The following is a 15656-nucleotide window of genomic DNA, read 5'->3' on the forward strand; positions in this document are numbered from 1 at the left end:
GACGAAGGAGCGGCCCAGAAGTGGAGCGACAATGACCGCCCAGGAAGACCGGGAATCCCGTTCACGTGTGACGCTTTTCTGTTCGGCGGCGGAGAACATCGGTCAGACCACCACCCTCCTGAACGCCGCCCTGATCCTCGCCGAGTCGGGGCGGCGGGTGCTGATCGTGGAGGTCCAGGGCACCGGGGTACGGGCGTCGCGGTATCTCGGCGCGCTGACCGACCGGCCGCCCCGGGACACGGGCGCCCCCGACATCCCGGGTACGGGGGTGCGCAGGCCGAGTGTGTGGGATCTGCGGGCACACGGCCGCGGCCTTCAGCTGTCGACGCTCGCGGTCGCCGATGTCCGCACGCTCGCGTCGCTGTTCGGGCGGGACCCCGGCCTCACCCCGGGGCACCCGTACTTCGAGCGCTACGACGAGATCCTCATCGACGCGCCCGCCCCGCGCGGACCCCGGGAACGCGCGGCGCTCGCCCCGCTGCCGCATGTGCTGGTCACCTGCTTCACCCTCAGCTCCTGGCTGATCGAGGGCGCCGCCGCGCTCGCCCGCGACCTGCGCAGGCGCGCCACCGACCGGATCGGTGTGCTGGCGGTGGGGCTGAAGGCCGACAGCCGCGCCAACGACCAGCTGCGCACCTCGCGGGCCCTGATCCGGGACTGCTTCGAGGACCTCAGCGACGGCCCCGGCGCCCACTACGTGGAGTTCCCCTACGACCCCCAGTACACCGAGTCCGACGTACTGGCCGTCGGGGCGGAACCGCCCGGGACCCAGGAGGGGCTGCGCCCCCGGTTCGTCCGGCTCGCCGCCGAACTCGCCCGCTCCCGCCCGGCACGGCTGAGCGAGGTGACCCTGCTGCACACCCCCCGGCACATCGCGTGGGCCGAGTGGATCGAGGCGCAGCTGGAGTCCTCGGGGGTGCGGGTCAACAGCTCCGGGTTCGACAGGTTCACCGGGGAGGCCCCGGGCCAGGGCTCGATGCTGCTGGCCCTCTCCCCCATCGGTGTCACCCCGGAGCAGGCCGACGCCCTCGCCGCGCTGTCGCACCCCGACATCCGGATGGTGCTGGTCGACGCCGAGCCCCTGCCGCGCGGGCTGTCCCACCATGAGCAGGTGGTGCTGCGCAGGCTGACCGAACCGGAGGCGCTGCGCGCCCTGCGGCGCGGTCTGCATCTGCCGTCCGGCGGGGAACTGCCGGGCGCGGTGAGCCGCTTCCCCCGGCTGCCCCCGTACACCAATCTGCGCCCCCGCAACCTGGCCTTCATCGGGCGGGACCCGGTGTTCGAGAAGCTGCGCGGCGCGCTCGCGACGGCCGCCGTGGCCCGCACCCGCTGTGTGCTGATGGGGCCGCCCGGCATCGGCAAGAGCCAGACCGCCATGGAGTACTGCCACCGCTTCAGCGGGGACTACGACATCGTGTGGTGGGTGCGCGCCGACACCGCGGGGGCGGTCCGGCGCGGTCTGACCCGGCTCGCGGAACGCCTCGGGCTGCCGACCGTCGGTGATGTGCCCGCCACGGTGCTCGCGCATCTGCGGGCCCGGGACCACGGCAGCTGGCTCCTCGTCTACGACGACGTCCGGGACCCGGCGCTGCTCGCGGACCCCCGGCTCGCCCCGGGCAACGCCGACGGCGGCCATGTCCTGGTCACCACCCGGCCCACGGAGGGTCCGCACGGCGGCCATCTCGTGGAGGTGCCGCCGTTCTCCCGGGAGGAGAGCCGCGCCCTGCTCACGAGGGCGGTGCGGGGGCTGTCCACGAAGGACGCCGGGGACGTGAGCGCCGCCGTCGGGCATGTACCGCTGATGGTCCGGCTGGCCGCGGCGTGGCTGGAGGACGCGGCCACCCGGGTGATGGCCCTGAACCGGCCCCGGGCGGCGGCCGTCAAGGAGGCCGCGGGGCAGTTCAACGTCGAGTTCACGGCGGAGCAGGACCGGCTGCTCCAGGAGCACCGCTCGGTGCCGCTGGCCCGGGTGATGCTGGAGGTCGCCCTCGCCTCCCTGCGGCGTTCGCCGGGGGCCGAGGCGTGGAGCCAGGAGCGCGGCGACAGCTCGGTGATGGTGTGGCTGCTGGAGTGCTGCGCGCTGCTCACCGAGTCGGGCGCGAGCCTGCCCCTGCTGCGCTCGCAGCAGATGCGCGCGGCGATCGCCCGGCACACCACGGACCGCGACGGGCCCGCCGACCACACCAGGCTCAGTTCCCTGGTCAGTGACGCCCATATGGTCGACGTGGCGCTGTGGACGATGGCCCGCTACGGACTCGTCGAGGTGGACTTCGCCCGCCCGGACCGCCCGGTGCGCCAGCACCAGGTGCTCCGTGACACCGTCCTGGAGCGGATGGGCGCCACCCGTGCGGCCCGCGAGATCGAGCTGCGCGCGGCCATCGCCGAGTACTCCTTCGGCGGGCCGCCGGGCCGGCCCACGGCCGAGGCGAGCGACCAGCTGGCCCGTCAGCTGACCGCGCTGCGGTTCTGGGAGGACGACCAGCCGGAGGTGCGCCAGCGGCTCATCGAGCATCTGCTGACCCTGGCGCGGACCCGCGACGAACTGCGGCTGCGGGAGGTGCTGGAGCTCGGGGCGAGCGCCGAGGCGCACTGGCGGACGTCCGGTTCGTCCGCCGAACTGCTGCGGCTGCACCAGGTGATGGCCGCCGCGCTGCGGCTGCTCGGCCGGTACGCGGAGGCGTCCCGGCACGCCCGGACCGCCCTGCGCGGGTACCGTGCCGCGTTCGGCCCGCACCATCCGCGCACCCTGCTGTCCCTCGACGCGTACGGGGCGATCCTGCGGGCGGACGGCCACTTCGCGGACGCGCTCGCCCAGGGCCGTTCCGTGGTGCGGGGTCTGCGGGAGATCCTGGGGCCGGAGCATCTGCTCACCGCGCAGGTCGAGCACAACCTCGCGGTGAGCGAGCTGCTGACGGGCAATGCCGCGCAGGCCCTCGACCGGCTCCAGGACCAGCTGGGACGGCGCCGGGCGATCGGCGGTCCCGACGACGAACGCGCCTGGGGGGTGGTCATCACCCTCGCCTCCGCGCACCGGGTGCTGGGGCAGCACCGGGAGTCGTTCGACCTGCTGAAGGAGTATCTCGCGGGGCCCGGCGGCGCGAGCGCCGCCTTCAGCGAGCGGGCCGTCACGGAGACCGGGCTCGCGGTGAGCGAACGGCGGCTCGGCAACCCCCGGGGCGCCCGGGAGCGCGACGGCCGGGTCCTCGCGGACTGTATGCGGTTCCTCGGCCCGACCAGCCCGGTCACCCTGCGCTCACGGTTCAGCCTGGCGGGCGATCTGCACGCGCTCGGCGAGCACGAGGCGGCGGCGGAGCAGTCGGCGCGGTGCGTGGAACTGCTGCGGACCCTGGTGGGCACGGACCATCCGTTCACCCAGCTCGGCCAGATGCAGCTCGCCACGCACCACCGCTCCGCCGGACGCCCCGAGCAGGCCCTGGAGGGGGCCCTGGCCGCCCATGAGGAACTGAACGCGCGGCTCGGGCCGACCCATCCGTGGACGCTGACCGCGCTGTCGTGCCTGGGGAACGTCCACATCGCGCTGAACGACCCGGACGAGGCCGTACGGCTGGAGGAGCTGGCCCTGGACGGCTACGACGAGATCGGGCTGGGCGAACACCCGGACCGGGCGCTGGTCGCCGCCAATCTCCTGGACTCCCTGGCCCGGACCGGCCAGGGGACACCGGGGGCCGGCGGCGCCCCGCGCGGGGACATCGATCTGGAGATGTCCGATGTGTGACGGCGGCGGGCGGCGGGACCCACGGCACGCCCCGCGAGTACGGGGCCGGGCCACGGACGTGAGAGCACAGGGGAGTGACGGGACTTGAGCGGCGACATGCGTCCGGACCAGGAGCGGCTGATCGCGATCGACAGGCTGTACGCGGAGCACTGGTCCGCGCAGCGGTTCGGGCTGATCAACGAGCTGAGCGAGCAGGTGGCGGCCACCTGCCCCGATCTGCGTTCCCTGAGCCACTTCAGCAACGGGGTCGTGGACTTCTCGCTGCGCCCGGCAGGGGTGGCGCCGCTGCCCGGGGGCCGGGCCGGGGATCTGGAGATCGAACGGGAGGGCCGCTCGGGGGCCCAACTGGTGCTGAGCATGCAGCAGTTCGAGAAGACGCTGGACCCGCTGCTGACCGGTGCGCTGATGCGGATGGTGGTCGAGACCCCCACCGGCGGGCTGTACTGCGGACGGGTCAAGGCCGCGCAGCACATCGTCGGCGTCACCCTGGACGGTGCCGGGGTCCCCCCGATGGACGAGGCGCTGAACGCGCTGATCACCGACATCCGGGTCGATCTGCTGTCCCTGTCGGAGGAGCACCCGGGCGGGCTGGACAAGCCGTACCACCGGCTGAGCGGCGGCGAGCGGCTGCACTTCACGGCCGGGCGTCAGATGGACGAGCCGCAGGTGGCCCGGTTGCGCGGGATCTGGCACCGCTTCCTGAACCCGGTGGATCTCCAGTACGCGGCCCTGTTCGCCAACTGGAACCTGGTCTGTGTCGGTGACGCGTTCGAGGACCCCACGATCGGGGTGCGTTTCCTGAACATCGATCCCGCGACCCGGCGGCGCAAGTACCGGGACACCGCCGACCAGCTGCGGGACACCATCGCGCAGTTGCGCAACCTCCTCCAGCCGGTGAGCCGGGAACCGATGACCCGGCTCGTGCTGGACGTCCAGGAGGGCGCGATCTACTTCCACTGGCTGCCGAACGGGCACAACGGCGACTTCGTGTGCGGGGTCACCCTCGACCAGCACCAGGTCGACAACGCCGAGCGGCGGATGCGGGAACTGCTCACCGAGCTCCCGCAGCCGATCCCACGCCCCCGTTCCCGCCGTCAGTGAGCTGGATCACGGTCTGCTGCACGCGTTCCGCGAGGGTGCTCAGTGTCTCGGTGACCTGGGCGCGCCGCACCTCGCGGGTGCCGGCGCCCTTCCCCGGGGCGCCGGGCAGGGCGTCGGGCCGCAGTTCGGGCAGCACCTCCAGGGTGATCTCGAAGCTGCGGCACATGACGAAGAGGCTGTTGCGCTGGTCCTCGGTGAGGCCGCCCTCGCGGTCGGCGGTGACCGTGGCGATCCAGTCGCCGACGCTGTCGTGGAACGTGTCCAGCAGCATCCCCAGCAGGGTGGCCAGGCCGATCGCCTCGAACTGCGGCGCGGAGAAGGTGACCCGGCGGGGCCGTCCGCCGGGTTCGGCCATCCCGCTGCTGTCGACGCCGAGCGCCTCCCGCAGATCGGCGGGCCGGTCGAGGAGCCGTTCCAGGGTTCCGGACGCCTCGGCGAACAGCCGGGCGACGGTCAGCGGCAGCCGGGGGCTCTCGGCGCGGGCGGGCGGCTGGAGGGTCTGGGTGTGCGCGAGGCGGTCCAGCCGGGTGTCGAGCCGCTCGATGCGTTCCAGGACCCCGCTCTGGTGCTCGGTGACCCGGGTCAGCCGGGCGCGCACCTGGTCGAGGGTCGATTCGCGCTGGGCGGCCTCCAGCCGGGCGGCGAGCAGTTCGAGGGAGCGGTCGAGGCGTTCGGTGAAGTCGGGGTCGGTGACGACGACGGGTGAGGTGCGGGTGACCTCCGCGACCCGGTCGCGCATCCGCCGGGACACATAGCCGTTGACGACGACGAGGATCTCGCACTCCCCGCGGGGGAACGCCCGGTGCGCGGCCCGGGTGATCCGGCCGATCCGTTCGATCTCGGCGTGCTCCAGCACGGAGGTGAACGGCAGTACGCCCAGTGCCCCGCCGGCTCCCACCCGTACCCAGTAGGCGATGTCCCGGGTGGCCGGCTCGGGCGGATCGCCGAGTTCCGGTGGGGGTGCCTCCCGGCGCCACTGCCCGGCCGCGAGCGCGCGTTCCACGGCCAGCAGGACGTCCGAGTGGGACCGCTGTTCGTACATCCGCCGTACGGCGGTGTGGACCCGGGGGACGTCGATGACGGGGGTCGCTGGGGCTTGCGCGCGGGCGGGCTCCAGGGCGGTCCGCCCGCGCGCGGCGGTCGCCTCCTTCTTGACGCGTTTCCAGGAGCGGCGGCAGATCCTGAGGATCTCGCGGGGGATGCCGTTGGACAGTTCCGCGATCTCGTCGACGGCGTCCGGTTCGAACGGCCCGAGGACGATCTCACCGGTCTCGTCGTCGGTGGGGGGCACGACGGTGTCGTAGTCGGCGGGGCGCCCGGAGGTGTCGGGGCGCTCCTCGACGGGGCCGGTGCCCGCCGCCGCGCCGGGCCCGGCGGGCGTACCGGCGCGGGCCGCGCCCACCCGGAGGTAGCCGCTGACCAGGCGGGCGGTCTCGGGCCCGGTGAGGCCGGTGGGCCAGATCTGGAGGACACGTTCGTGCAGTCCCTGGGGCATCCGGCTCCAGGGCTCGGGCTGGATGCACAGGACCAGCAGACCGTCCTGGTTCACAAAGGTGTTGACGAGTTTCTCGAACCCGTTCATGAACTGGCTGTAGTCACGGCGGCGCCAGCCGAGCACGCTTTCCAGCGCGTCGATGACCAGGACGTAACGCTGTCCGACCCGGCCGTAGAGGAAGCTGAGGACGCACAGCGCGTCGAAGACGCCTTCGGTGGTGTCGATGGCGGAGGTGATGCCGCGTTCCTTGAGCGCCGCGCTGGGTTCCTTCGCGGCGAGCCAGTCCCACACGTCCTGCTTGAACGGCCCTTCCAGCAGCAGGGACAGTCCGACGGCGAAGCGCCGGTGGTCGACGGCGACCCTCAGATGTTCCCGGAGATGCCGGTGCATGAGTTCACGGTCGATTCCGAACGCCTGGATCACCTTGCGCGGATCGAACGTGCCCTCCTTGAGTCCCGCGACGACCTCGTGCTGCTGCGGGCCGATGTGCAGTTCGTCCGCGTCGGAGCTGTTGAGCAGTTCCACGACGATGTTGGCGTAGTACGTGGAGACGACCCGTTCGAAGGCCGCGCTGGCCTCCTGGTCGTCCTTCAGACCGAGCATGCGATTGCGGTAGACGGCGCTGAGGTCGAGGCTCGGCTGATTGATCACCCAGAGCGGGATCGAGTGGTCGGCCCGGATCGCGGAGGTGACCTCACGGGCCATATGACTCTTGCCGACGCCGAACTCACCCACGAGTGCGATCGCCCGGCCCAGGTCGCCGCCCGGTTCGGGCCGTTCCAGATAGTCGGAGACCTGGCGTCGCAGGCGGGTCAGCGCGTCGGTGACGATCGTCGGATATCGCTTGGGCCGGTGTTCGCCCACGCGCACCGCGTCGGCGAAGCCGCCCAACTGCACGACCGGGCTGAAGGGGAAGGGGTTCCCCTTGCCGAAGATGGCGTCGGTCTGACTCATCGTGGTGGTCCTCCTGGGCCTGGGGGCCGTGCGGTCGGCTTCAGAACTTCAAGGCCGACAGGTTGAGCGCGGCACGGCGGCGGCTGACGAGTTCCAACCGGTTCAGCCGGACCGCGTTCTCCCGGTGCTCGATCGCCTCGCTCGACATGTCGTGCAGGAATCCCTGCAAATCTCTGACATTTCTGTACAGATGTCGTTCTGGGCGGTTCTGAATGACTTCATCCGCAAATACTATGCTGGCCCCCGGAAGTCCATTCACAACTGTACGCCGCCCGATGAAGATATCCCAGTCCTCCGCATTCACCGAACTCATCTCAAGCAGCGTGTAATGCGGTTCGTACACACCCCTGAACTCCTTCTCCAGTTCTCCCCTGAGCCCCTTGTGCGAGGTTTCCAGAAAGAACACGACAGAGGGATGCGCATAGGTGTGGAAACTACTGATGAACTGAGTGGTGAGCCCGTCACCGAGCCACATCATGTCCGGCACGATGACGAGCAGAATACGGTTCATCAGACCGAGTCGCGTACTGATGGCCTCGTACACCTCACCGAGGTCTTCCGATTCCTTGCGGGGATCATCGAATCCCTGCTCGAATCCCTTGTCCATGGCGAGTTTCCTGAGCACGGTTTTCGCGATCTTCCGGTTCAGTTCCTCGACACTCGTCTTCCTGCCGTTGTTCCTGCTGTACCCGTTGTCGACGTTGCGGAAGTCACCGATGGGCAGGATCTCCACACCCGGATATCCGCCCCGGGGCACCCACAGGGTGGGGCCGCTCTCCGCGCCCGGCAGCTGGTCCGCCGCGTACCCGGCCGCCGCCGCGACGCCGTCCGGCGCGAGCGGGGCGAGCCGCCGCCCCAGATCGTCCACACAGCGGTTGATCAACGAGGTCTTGCCGGTGCCCTGCGCGCCGTTCACGACGACGACATGGCCGTGGTCCTGCCCGTAGGCGAGGACGTCCGGATCGGGACCCGTCTCGACGAACCAGTCGAACTGCGCCTCGGTGTGGTCGACGGGCACCCACAGCTCGCTGTGGCCGTGCACCAGCCACGCGGCGAGCGGGGCGTTGACCTCCCACTTGACGACGGTGGGAAGTCCCTCGCGGGAGTAGGGGACGGGTACCCGGAACGGATTGAACGAAACAGGCTGCGCGTCCGCCGGCGGACCGCTCTCCTCGGATGGACTCATCGGCCGTCCTCCTCCCCCGTGAGGTTCCCCCGCCGGGAGCGCGATACGCCCACCCGGGACCACGCCCTCGTCGCGGCGCGCCCCGCCCGGCGCGCCTGCCAGCCGAGGAAGGACGCGTGCAGTTGCTCGACCCGGGCCACGGCGTCGGCGAGCGACCGCCGCTGGCGGACGGCCTCCTCGCCCATGTCGCGTGCGGTACGCCGGACGAATCCGCCCGCCCCGGCGCGTACCTGGGTGGGGAGTTCATCGGGCAGCGGCAGGGATTCCGCGAGCGCCACGGCCCGGCGGCGGCGGGAGCCGCCGTCCCGGACACCGCGCAGGGCGGTCGCCAGTTCCGCGCGGGCCCGGCCGAGTTCGTCGTACGGGGTGGTGGCCCCGGTCTCCCAGTCGGCGAGGTACAGCGCGGCGGCGTAGGAGTAGGCGTGGGTCGCGCCGGAGAGCGTGTCGGCGCGCTGGCGGCGGTGGGCCGAGCCGCGTTCGACCCCGCTGCCGAGCACGGTGAAGGCGGCGGCGACGCCCGCCAGCAGCAGCCCGTTCGTCAGTGCGCCGGGGCTCTCGCCGCCGCCCTTGTCCGGGGCGTCGCCCGAGGCGGTCATGACGGCGCGGCACACCCGGCGGAAGTCGGGGCGGTGCCGCTCGGCCCACTGGTCGACGGTCAGTTCCCGGCCGTGGCCGGGGCCGGCGCGCAGCTGGCCGGGCTCACCGCGCACGGCGGTGGCCGTGCCCAGCAGGACGGCCGCCGACACCACTTCGGCGCGGCGGTCGTCGGCGAGGCAGTGGACGGTGTGGACGTCGTCCTCCCGGGAGTCGGTGTGCGCGGGCGGCGCGCAGAGCAGCAGCAGGGCGGTGGCGGCCACCGGCAGGCCCGCCACGGCCCGTGGTCCCCCGTGTCTCATCGTTCCCCTCCCCCTGGGCCGGCTACGGACACGTGGTGTCGTCGGCCGGGCGGGAGGCGGGGTCCGCAGCGGGACGCGTGGTCGGCGCCGCGGGGGCGTCGGGCTCCGGGGAGGCGGCGGCGAAGGCGTCCGTGGTGCCGATGAACCGCCAGCCGTGCGCGGGGGCCGTGGCACGGGAGCGGGGCGGGGCCGCGGGCGGGAGGGGTCCGGGGCGCGGGTCGTCGTGCCGGCCCGCCGGGTCGCCGGGGACGGGGTGCGGGGCGCGGTGGTGCTGGGTCGTCGGCTCGTCGTCGGGAGCACGCCGGTCGGCCTTGTCCTGACGGCGGCGCCAGACGCCGTTGGCCGTGTAGTGCAGGGTGTTGATGGTGAGGATCGCCGGACCGACGACGGCGACGGTGCCCGGGAAGTCCGGTTCCAGGGCCAGCGCCAGGATGATGGCGGTGATGCCGTTCTGCTGGCCGAGCCCGAGCTGGACGCGGTCGGCGCGGTCGAGGTCCGGGAAGAGCCGGGGCACGGCGAACAGCCCGATGAGGATCTGCGCGCCGAACGCGGCGGCCCCCAGCACGAAGCCGCGCCAGGGGGACACCCCGTCCACCAGCAGCAGTCCGAGGACGAAGGCCGCGACGGAGAAGGCCACCGCGACGGAACGGTTGACGAGGGCCGCGTACCGGCCGACCCGGACGACCAGGCCGAGCACGGCGACCGCGAGCATCAGCATGGTCTGCGCGGCGACGGCCACCACGGCGGCGACCAGCAGCAGGCACAGCAGATCGGTCAGGCGCGGGAACGGCGAGGCGAGCGGGGCGTCCTGGCCGGGCGGCGGCATCGCCGCCCGGGTCCGCTCCCGGTCCAGGGCCCGGCGCCACAGCCGCCGGGGCACCCACCACAGGCCCGCGGCGACGGCGAACAGCAGCAGGTTCCCGCCGAGGCTCAGGGCGTACGCCGCCAGACCGTCCCCGGCGGGTCCGGCGGCCGGAGAACCGGAGCGGCCGGAGAACCGGAAGGCGAGGACGGAGAAGTAGAGCGTGAGCAGCACGGTGACCGGGTCGTCGAAGGACGCCCAGACCGACAGCAGGTTCTTGGCGCGCGGCGACATCCGGCTGCTGCGGTTCATCGCGGCGACCGACAGCGGGTCGATCTGTGCCACGGCGATACCGAGGACGAGGTACTCGGGCTCCCGGAACGCGGCGATCATGACGCCCGCGATCAGTACGGCCTTGAGCAGGACGCCGAGGGTGACCGTCCAGACAAGGGCCCGCAGATCCTGCCGGATTTCCCCGGGGTCGATCTCATGCGTACTGCCGTAGAGCCCGACGGCGAGCAGAAGTCCCGCCATCGCCGAATACCAGGAGGCTTCGGTCAGGGCCCGGGAACCGAGGAGTTGTCCGGCGGTGAGTCCGGCGAGTACGGCACAGATGGCCGCGACAAGGGCCGGCGGGAAGGAGTTCTCCCCGTCACGGCGTAATAAACGGCGTGCCTTCACGAGCCGGTCCCCCTTCCCCGCCTGCGGTCCCGTCGCACAAGATCAGCGAATGACCGCGGGCCACGCGGGACCCGTCCCGGACACGCATATGCCAGACGGCCCGAAGGAAAGGCCGCACCGGCCGGAATGAACCGGTCGCCGACTGTACGAGCAGCCCATCATGCCGCAAGAAAAGCGGGCTCCACCCGGCTTCACCGACATCGTCATCTCCGGTTCCCCCTCCATACGACGACCCCTGATCTAAAATGACCGCTTGGTCCGGGAATCTCAAGAGCGAGGCAATTTCTCGCCCCCGGCCACCGAAGCCCGTCCCCCGGCGCGGCAGCGCCGTCCGCGCGGACCTGACCCGCGCATACGCCCCCGCACGCCCCCGCACCCCCACCCTGGACACGGCCGGGCGACGGCGAACGGTTCCCGTGACACAACTCACCCCAGGGAGAAGGGTAGTTGGTATCCGCCCGGGGCAGCGCCCGGCGTGACGACGGGACCGGGCGAAGCCGGGCCGGCGTACGCCGATCGGCCGGACGCAGCGGACGGGGGGCCGCCCGGTCACCGGGCCAGGACGCTCCCGGCGGCCCGGACACGCGGCGGGCCCGGCGTCATGTCGACGCCGGGCCCGTCCTCCGTCCGGATCGTTCCGTCAACGCCGGGGACCGGCGTCATCCTCGCCCGGCCGCAGATGTGTTCGGTGAGGGAGTCCCGGACGGGGCTCCCTCACCGGGTCACCCGCGCGCGGGTCACGCGTGGTGCGCGGGTTCGCGTTCGGGCTGCTCCTCGACGCTCTCCAGCCGCTGGCCGCGCAGCATGAACCAGGCGGCGACCGCGGTCGCGAGCAGGACCACCGCGCCGACACCGGCCGCGAGCCGCATCCCGTCCACGAAGGCCGCCTGCGCCGCCGACACCAGGGCGTCCGCCGTCTGCGGCGGCAGGGCCGTCGCGGAGTGGACCGCGCCGCCCAGCGACTCATGGGCCGCCGCGGCCACCTCGGGCGGGGTCCCGGCCGGGACCGTGAAGTCCCGGTACACACCCGTCACGATCGAGCCGAGCAGGGCGATACCGAGCGCCGCGCCGAGTTCGTAGGCCGTCTCGGAGACCGCCGAGGCGGACCCCGCCTGCTCCTTGGGCACGCTGGAGAGGATCACGTCCGCGGTGACCGTGAACGCGAGACCCGAGCCGATGCCGACCGTCAGCAGCACCGCGCCGAGCACCGGATAGCCGGTGGACTGCTGGAGGACCGTCAGCGCGGCCAGCGCCAGACCGATCGCGGCGAGACCGGCGGACACCACGGAGCGTACGGAGAACCGGCGGGCCACCGTACCGGCGGCCAGTCCCGCGGCGACCGCGCCGACCGCGGCGGGGAGTTCGGCGAGACCGGCCTCCAGCGGGGGCCGTCCCTGGACCAGCTGGAGGAACTGGGACAGGAAGAAGATCAGTCCGGCCATACCGAGGATGGTCAGCAGGTCCGCGAGGACCGCGCCGGAGAAACCCCGGTTCTTGAACAGCCGCATGTCCAGCAGCGGAGCGGGCAGCGACAGCTGACGGCGCACGAACCAGACCAGGGCGGCGGCACCGAGCACGGCGGCGCCCAGCGGCACGGGACCCACGCCGTGCGCGGCGGCCTCCTTGATCGCGTAGACGACGGCGATCATGCCGATCAGCGACAGCACGACACTGATGAGGTCCCACGGCCCCGGAGCGGGGTTGCGCGACTCCGGCAGCAGCTTGATGCCGACCACGACGAGCACGGCCATCACGGGCAGGTTGATCAGGAAGACCGAGCCCCACCAGAAGTGTTCGAGCAGGAACCCGCCGACCACGGGCCCGACGGCCATACCGGCGGAGGCCGCGGCGCCCCAGACACCGATGGCGATACTGCGCTCACGCGGGTCGTGGAAGATGTTGCGGATCAGGGCCAGCGTGGACGGCATCAGCGTCGCACCGGCCACACCGAGCAGCGCGCGGGCGAGGATCAGCATCTCGGGCGTACTGGCGTACGCGTTGAGCACCGATACCGCGCCGAACGCGACCGCGCCGATGAGCAGCAGCTTCTTACGGCCGATCCGGTCACCGAGGCTGCCCATCGAGACCAGCAGACCGGCGATCACGAACGAGTAGACGTCACCGATCCACAGCAGCTGGGTACCGGTGGGCGCGAGGTCCTCACTGATGTACGGGGTGGCGAGGCCGAGCACCGTCGCGTCGACCGCGACGAGCAGTACGGCCAGGACGAGGACGGCGAGAGCGAGCCACCGTCCGGGGCCGCGCTCCAGGGCCCCTGGTGCCGCGTTCTTGCTGCCGATCATGATGTCACGCTCCGTCGTACGCCGCCGAGCAGGAGCTCGACCAGCATGAAGTGGAAGTCCTTGGGGGCCAGCCGGCCGCTCGACACCGCCCAGGCGGCCGAGCCGAGCAGCCCGTAGAACGCCTCGGTGAGCCAGACGGTGCTCAGGTCGATACGGAACTCACCGCTCTCCTGGCCCCGGCGGAACAACGCGCAGATCCGCGCGTCGAGCCGGTTCCAGCCCTCGTTCTGCCCGTCCTCGAAGAGCTCGTTCTCCGTGACGAGGAAGGCGATCAGTCCGGCCGAGGGCTCGGCCGCGGCGACGAGCCGGCGGAGGGCACCGAGGGCGTCGCCCTCACCCAGCCGCGCCTCGTCCAGCGCCGCCTCGAACTCCCGCAGGCCCAGGTCCTCCAGCGCGCGGATCAGCGCGTCCCGGCCCGCGAAATGGCGGTGCAGGGTGGCCCGGCTGATACCCGCGGCCTTGGCCACCTCGTCCATGGTGGCGGTGGCCCGGCGGGTGAGCAACGCGGCGGCGCTGCGCAGCACGTCTTCTCGGTCGACTGACATGAGACGAGGGTAGCCCATGTGAGACAGTACTGTCTCATCCTGAACGTCGAGGTCCCAGGCGAGGGGTGAATGCCCAGGTCAGACCCACCAGCGGCGTCACCACGAACATCATCATTGTCAGAGGTACCGGACAGACCGGGAGATACGCACAGGTTCTCTGGGGCCGGGAAAGGCTGCGGGAACGGCGAAGGGCCCGTCGAACGATCGACGGACCCTTGTCACCGCGCGGCAGGGCCGCCGCGCGGTGATCTCGGACTCGGCGCCCGGCCCGGGTACCCGGACTCGGCGCCCGGCCCCGCTACCCGGCCTCGGTGCCCGAGGCGTCACCGGCCCAGGCGCGCTGGACCGTGAGGTCGAACTTGGTCTCCATGAGCTGGAGGGCGACAGCGGACGGCGCGGTCCCGCCCCGGCCGTTGCGCGCGGCGAGCGCGCCGGACACATCGAGGACCACCCGGACGTCGGGCGTCAGATGCGGGGAGATCTTCGCGAACTGCTCGTCGGTGAGCTCGTCCAGCTCGATGCCGTGCGCCTCGCACTCCTTGACGCACTCCCCCGCGACCTCGTGCGCCACCCGGAACGGCACACCCCGCTTGACCAGCCACTCGGCGATGTCCGTCGCCAGCGAGAACCCGGCGGGGGCCAGCTCGGCCATCCGCTCCCGGTTGACGGTGAGTGTCGCCATCATCCCGGTGAACGCGGGCAGCAGGACCTCCAGTTGGTCGCAGGAGTCGAAGACCGGCTCCTTGTCCTCCTGGAGATCCCGGTTGTACGCGAGCGGCAGCGCCTTCAGGGTCGCCAGCAGGCCCGTCAGATTGCCGATCAGCCGCCCGCTCTTGCCCCGGGCCAGCTCCGCGATGTCCGGGTTCTTCTTCTGCGGCATGATCGAGGAACCGGTGGAGAACGCGTCGTGCAGGGTGACGAAGGAGAACTCCTTCGTGTTCCAGATGATGATCTCCTCGGCGATCCGGGAGAGATCGATGCCGATCATCGCGGTGATGAACGCGAACTCCGCGACGAAGTCCCGGGACGCGGTCCCATCGATCGAGTTGGCGACGGACCCGTGCTCGAAGCCCAGCTCACGGGCGACCGCCTCCGGGTCGAGCCCGAGCGAGGACCCCGCGAGCGCCCCGGAACCGTACGGGGAGACCGCCGTGCGCTCGTCCCACTGCCGCAGCCGCTGCGCGTCCCGGGACAGGGCCTGCACATGCGCCAGCACATGGTGCGCGAACAGCACCGGCTGGGCGTGCTGGAGATGCGTACGGCCCGGCATCGCCACGTCCGGGTGCGCCTCGGCCAGACCGACCAGGGCGTCCTGAAGGTCCGCGATCAGCGCGCCGACGATCCGCGCGTGGTCGCGCAGATACATCCGGAAGAGGGTGGCGATCTGGTCGTTGCGCGAACGGCCCGCGCGGAGCTTGCCCCCGAGGTCGGGGCCCAGCCGCTCCAGCAGCCCCCGCTCCAGCGCCGTGTGCACGTCCTCGTCGGCGACGGTCCCGGTGAACGAGCCGTCCGCGACATCCGCCTCCAGCTGGTCCAGTCCGGCGAGCATCCGCTCCAGCTCGTCGGCGGTGAGGAGTTCCGCCTTGTGCAGGGCGCGGGCGTGGGCCCGGGACCCGGCGATGTCGTAAGGGGCGAGCCGCCAGTCGAAGTGGACGGACGCGGAGAGTTTCGCCAGGGCCTCGGCGGGGCCGTCGGCGAACCGGGCGCCCCAGAGCCGGACATCACCGCTGTTGCTGCTCACTGCACTTGCTCCTCGGCTTGCTGGACTCGCTGAACTTGCTGACTTGCTGTCCTGCTGACTTGCTCGACCTACCGGATCTGCTGGATCTACCGGATCCACGGCGATCGTAGGGGGTGGCACCCACACCTGCGGACCGTCCCGGAGAGCCTTCGCGACCGGTGCGCCGCCGGGCCGGTGGTGATGCGCGACCGCCTCCCGGCCGGGTGCGGCGAGGAG

General features: G+C 72.0%; 9 protein-coding genes. 2 read left to right on the forward strand and 7 right to left on the reverse strand.

What is annotated here, in order from left to right; genetic code table 11:
- Positions 1-67: 67 nt before the first annotated feature.
- Both fxsT and AB852_RS23515 read left to right on the forward strand, forming a co-directional pair.
- Complete coding sequence (gene fxsT, locus AB852_RS23510) at positions 68-3736, forward strand: FxSxx-COOH system tetratricopeptide repeat protein (RefSeq protein ID WP_143201267.1); 3669 nt, start codon at positions 68-70, stop codon at positions 3734-3736.
- 84 nt (positions 3737-3820) lie between these two features.
- Positions 3821-4837, forward strand: coding sequence for a hypothetical protein (locus tag AB852_RS23515; protein WP_143201268.1), 1017 nt, complete (start codon positions 3821-3823; stop codon positions 4835-4837).
- Here the strand turns inward: AB852_RS23515 and AB852_RS23520 are convergent.
- The 7 genes from AB852_RS23520 to argH all read right to left on the reverse strand — a co-directional run bounded on the left by AB852_RS23520 (position 4788) and on the right by argH (position 15440).
- Positions 4788-7286, reverse strand: coding sequence for a serine/threonine-protein kinase (locus AB852_RS23520; RefSeq protein WP_073792168.1), 2499 nt, complete (start codon positions 7284-7286; stop codon positions 4788-4790). The genes AB852_RS23515 and AB852_RS23520 overlap by 50 nt on opposite strands.
- Positions 7287-7326: 40 nt before the next feature.
- Complete coding sequence (locus tag AB852_RS23525) at positions 7327-8472, reverse strand: hypothetical protein (protein ID WP_073792169.1); 1146 nt, start codon at positions 8470-8472, stop codon at positions 7327-7329.
- Entirely contained in the window at positions 8469-9368 is a 900-nt protein-coding gene (locus AB852_RS23530) for a hypothetical protein (RefSeq protein WP_143201269.1), read from the reverse strand. Before AB852_RS23530 ends, AB852_RS23525 begins: the two co-directional genes overlap by 4 nt.
- A 22-nt stretch (positions 9369-9390) precedes the next feature.
- Positions 9391-10851, reverse strand: a complete 1461-nt coding sequence (locus AB852_RS23535; protein ID WP_143201270.1) for a cation:proton antiporter family protein — start codon at positions 10849-10851, stop codon at positions 9391-9393.
- Positions 10852-11588: 737 nt separating this feature from the next.
- Positions 11589-13154 carry an MFS transporter gene (locus AB852_RS23540; RefSeq protein WP_073792172.1) on the reverse strand — a complete coding sequence of 522 codons (1566 nt, stop codon included), beginning with the start codon at positions 13152-13154 and terminating at the stop codon, positions 11589-11591.
- Positions 13151-13699: a TetR/AcrR family transcriptional regulator gene (locus AB852_RS23545; protein WP_073792173.1), complete on the reverse strand. Its 549-nt coding sequence runs from the start codon at positions 13697-13699 to the stop codon at positions 13151-13153. Before AB852_RS23545 ends, AB852_RS23540 begins: the two co-directional genes overlap by 4 nt.
- A gap of 298 nt (positions 13700-13997) precedes the next feature.
- Positions 13998-15440 (reverse strand): argininosuccinate lyase, encoded by a 1443-nt coding sequence (argH, locus tag AB852_RS23550; RefSeq protein WP_073792174.1) that lies wholly within the window; start codon positions 15438-15440, stop codon positions 13998-14000.
- Positions 15441-15656: the final 216 nt, after the last annotated feature.

This window comes from Streptomyces uncialis (assembly GCF_001905345.1).
Taxonomy (GTDB): domain Bacteria; phylum Actinomycetota; class Actinomycetes; order Streptomycetales; family Streptomycetaceae; genus Streptomyces; species Streptomyces uncialis.

What these genes read in the sequence shown, in the direction of transcription:
- AB852_RS23530 (WP_143201269.1), bottom strand. Translation starts at nt 9,368, where the DNA reads ATGAGACACGGGGGACCACGGGCCGTGGCGGGCCTGCCGGTGGCCGCC.
- AB852_RS23545 (WP_073792173.1), bottom strand. Translation starts at nt 13,699, where the DNA reads ATGTCAGTCGACCGAGAAGACGTGCTGCGCAGCGCCGCCGCGTTGCTC.
- AB852_RS23520 (WP_073792168.1), bottom strand. Translation starts at nt 7,286, where the DNA reads ATGAGTCAGACCGACGCCATCTTCGGCAAGGGGAACCCCTTCCCCTTC.
- AB852_RS23525 (WP_073792169.1), bottom strand. Translation starts at nt 8,472, where the DNA reads ATGAGTCCATCCGAGGAGAGCGGTCCGCCGGCGGACGCGCAGCCTGTT.
- AB852_RS23540 (WP_073792172.1), bottom strand. Translation starts at nt 13,154, where the DNA reads ATGATCGGCAGCAAGAACGCGGCACCAGGGGCCCTGGAGCGCGGCCCC.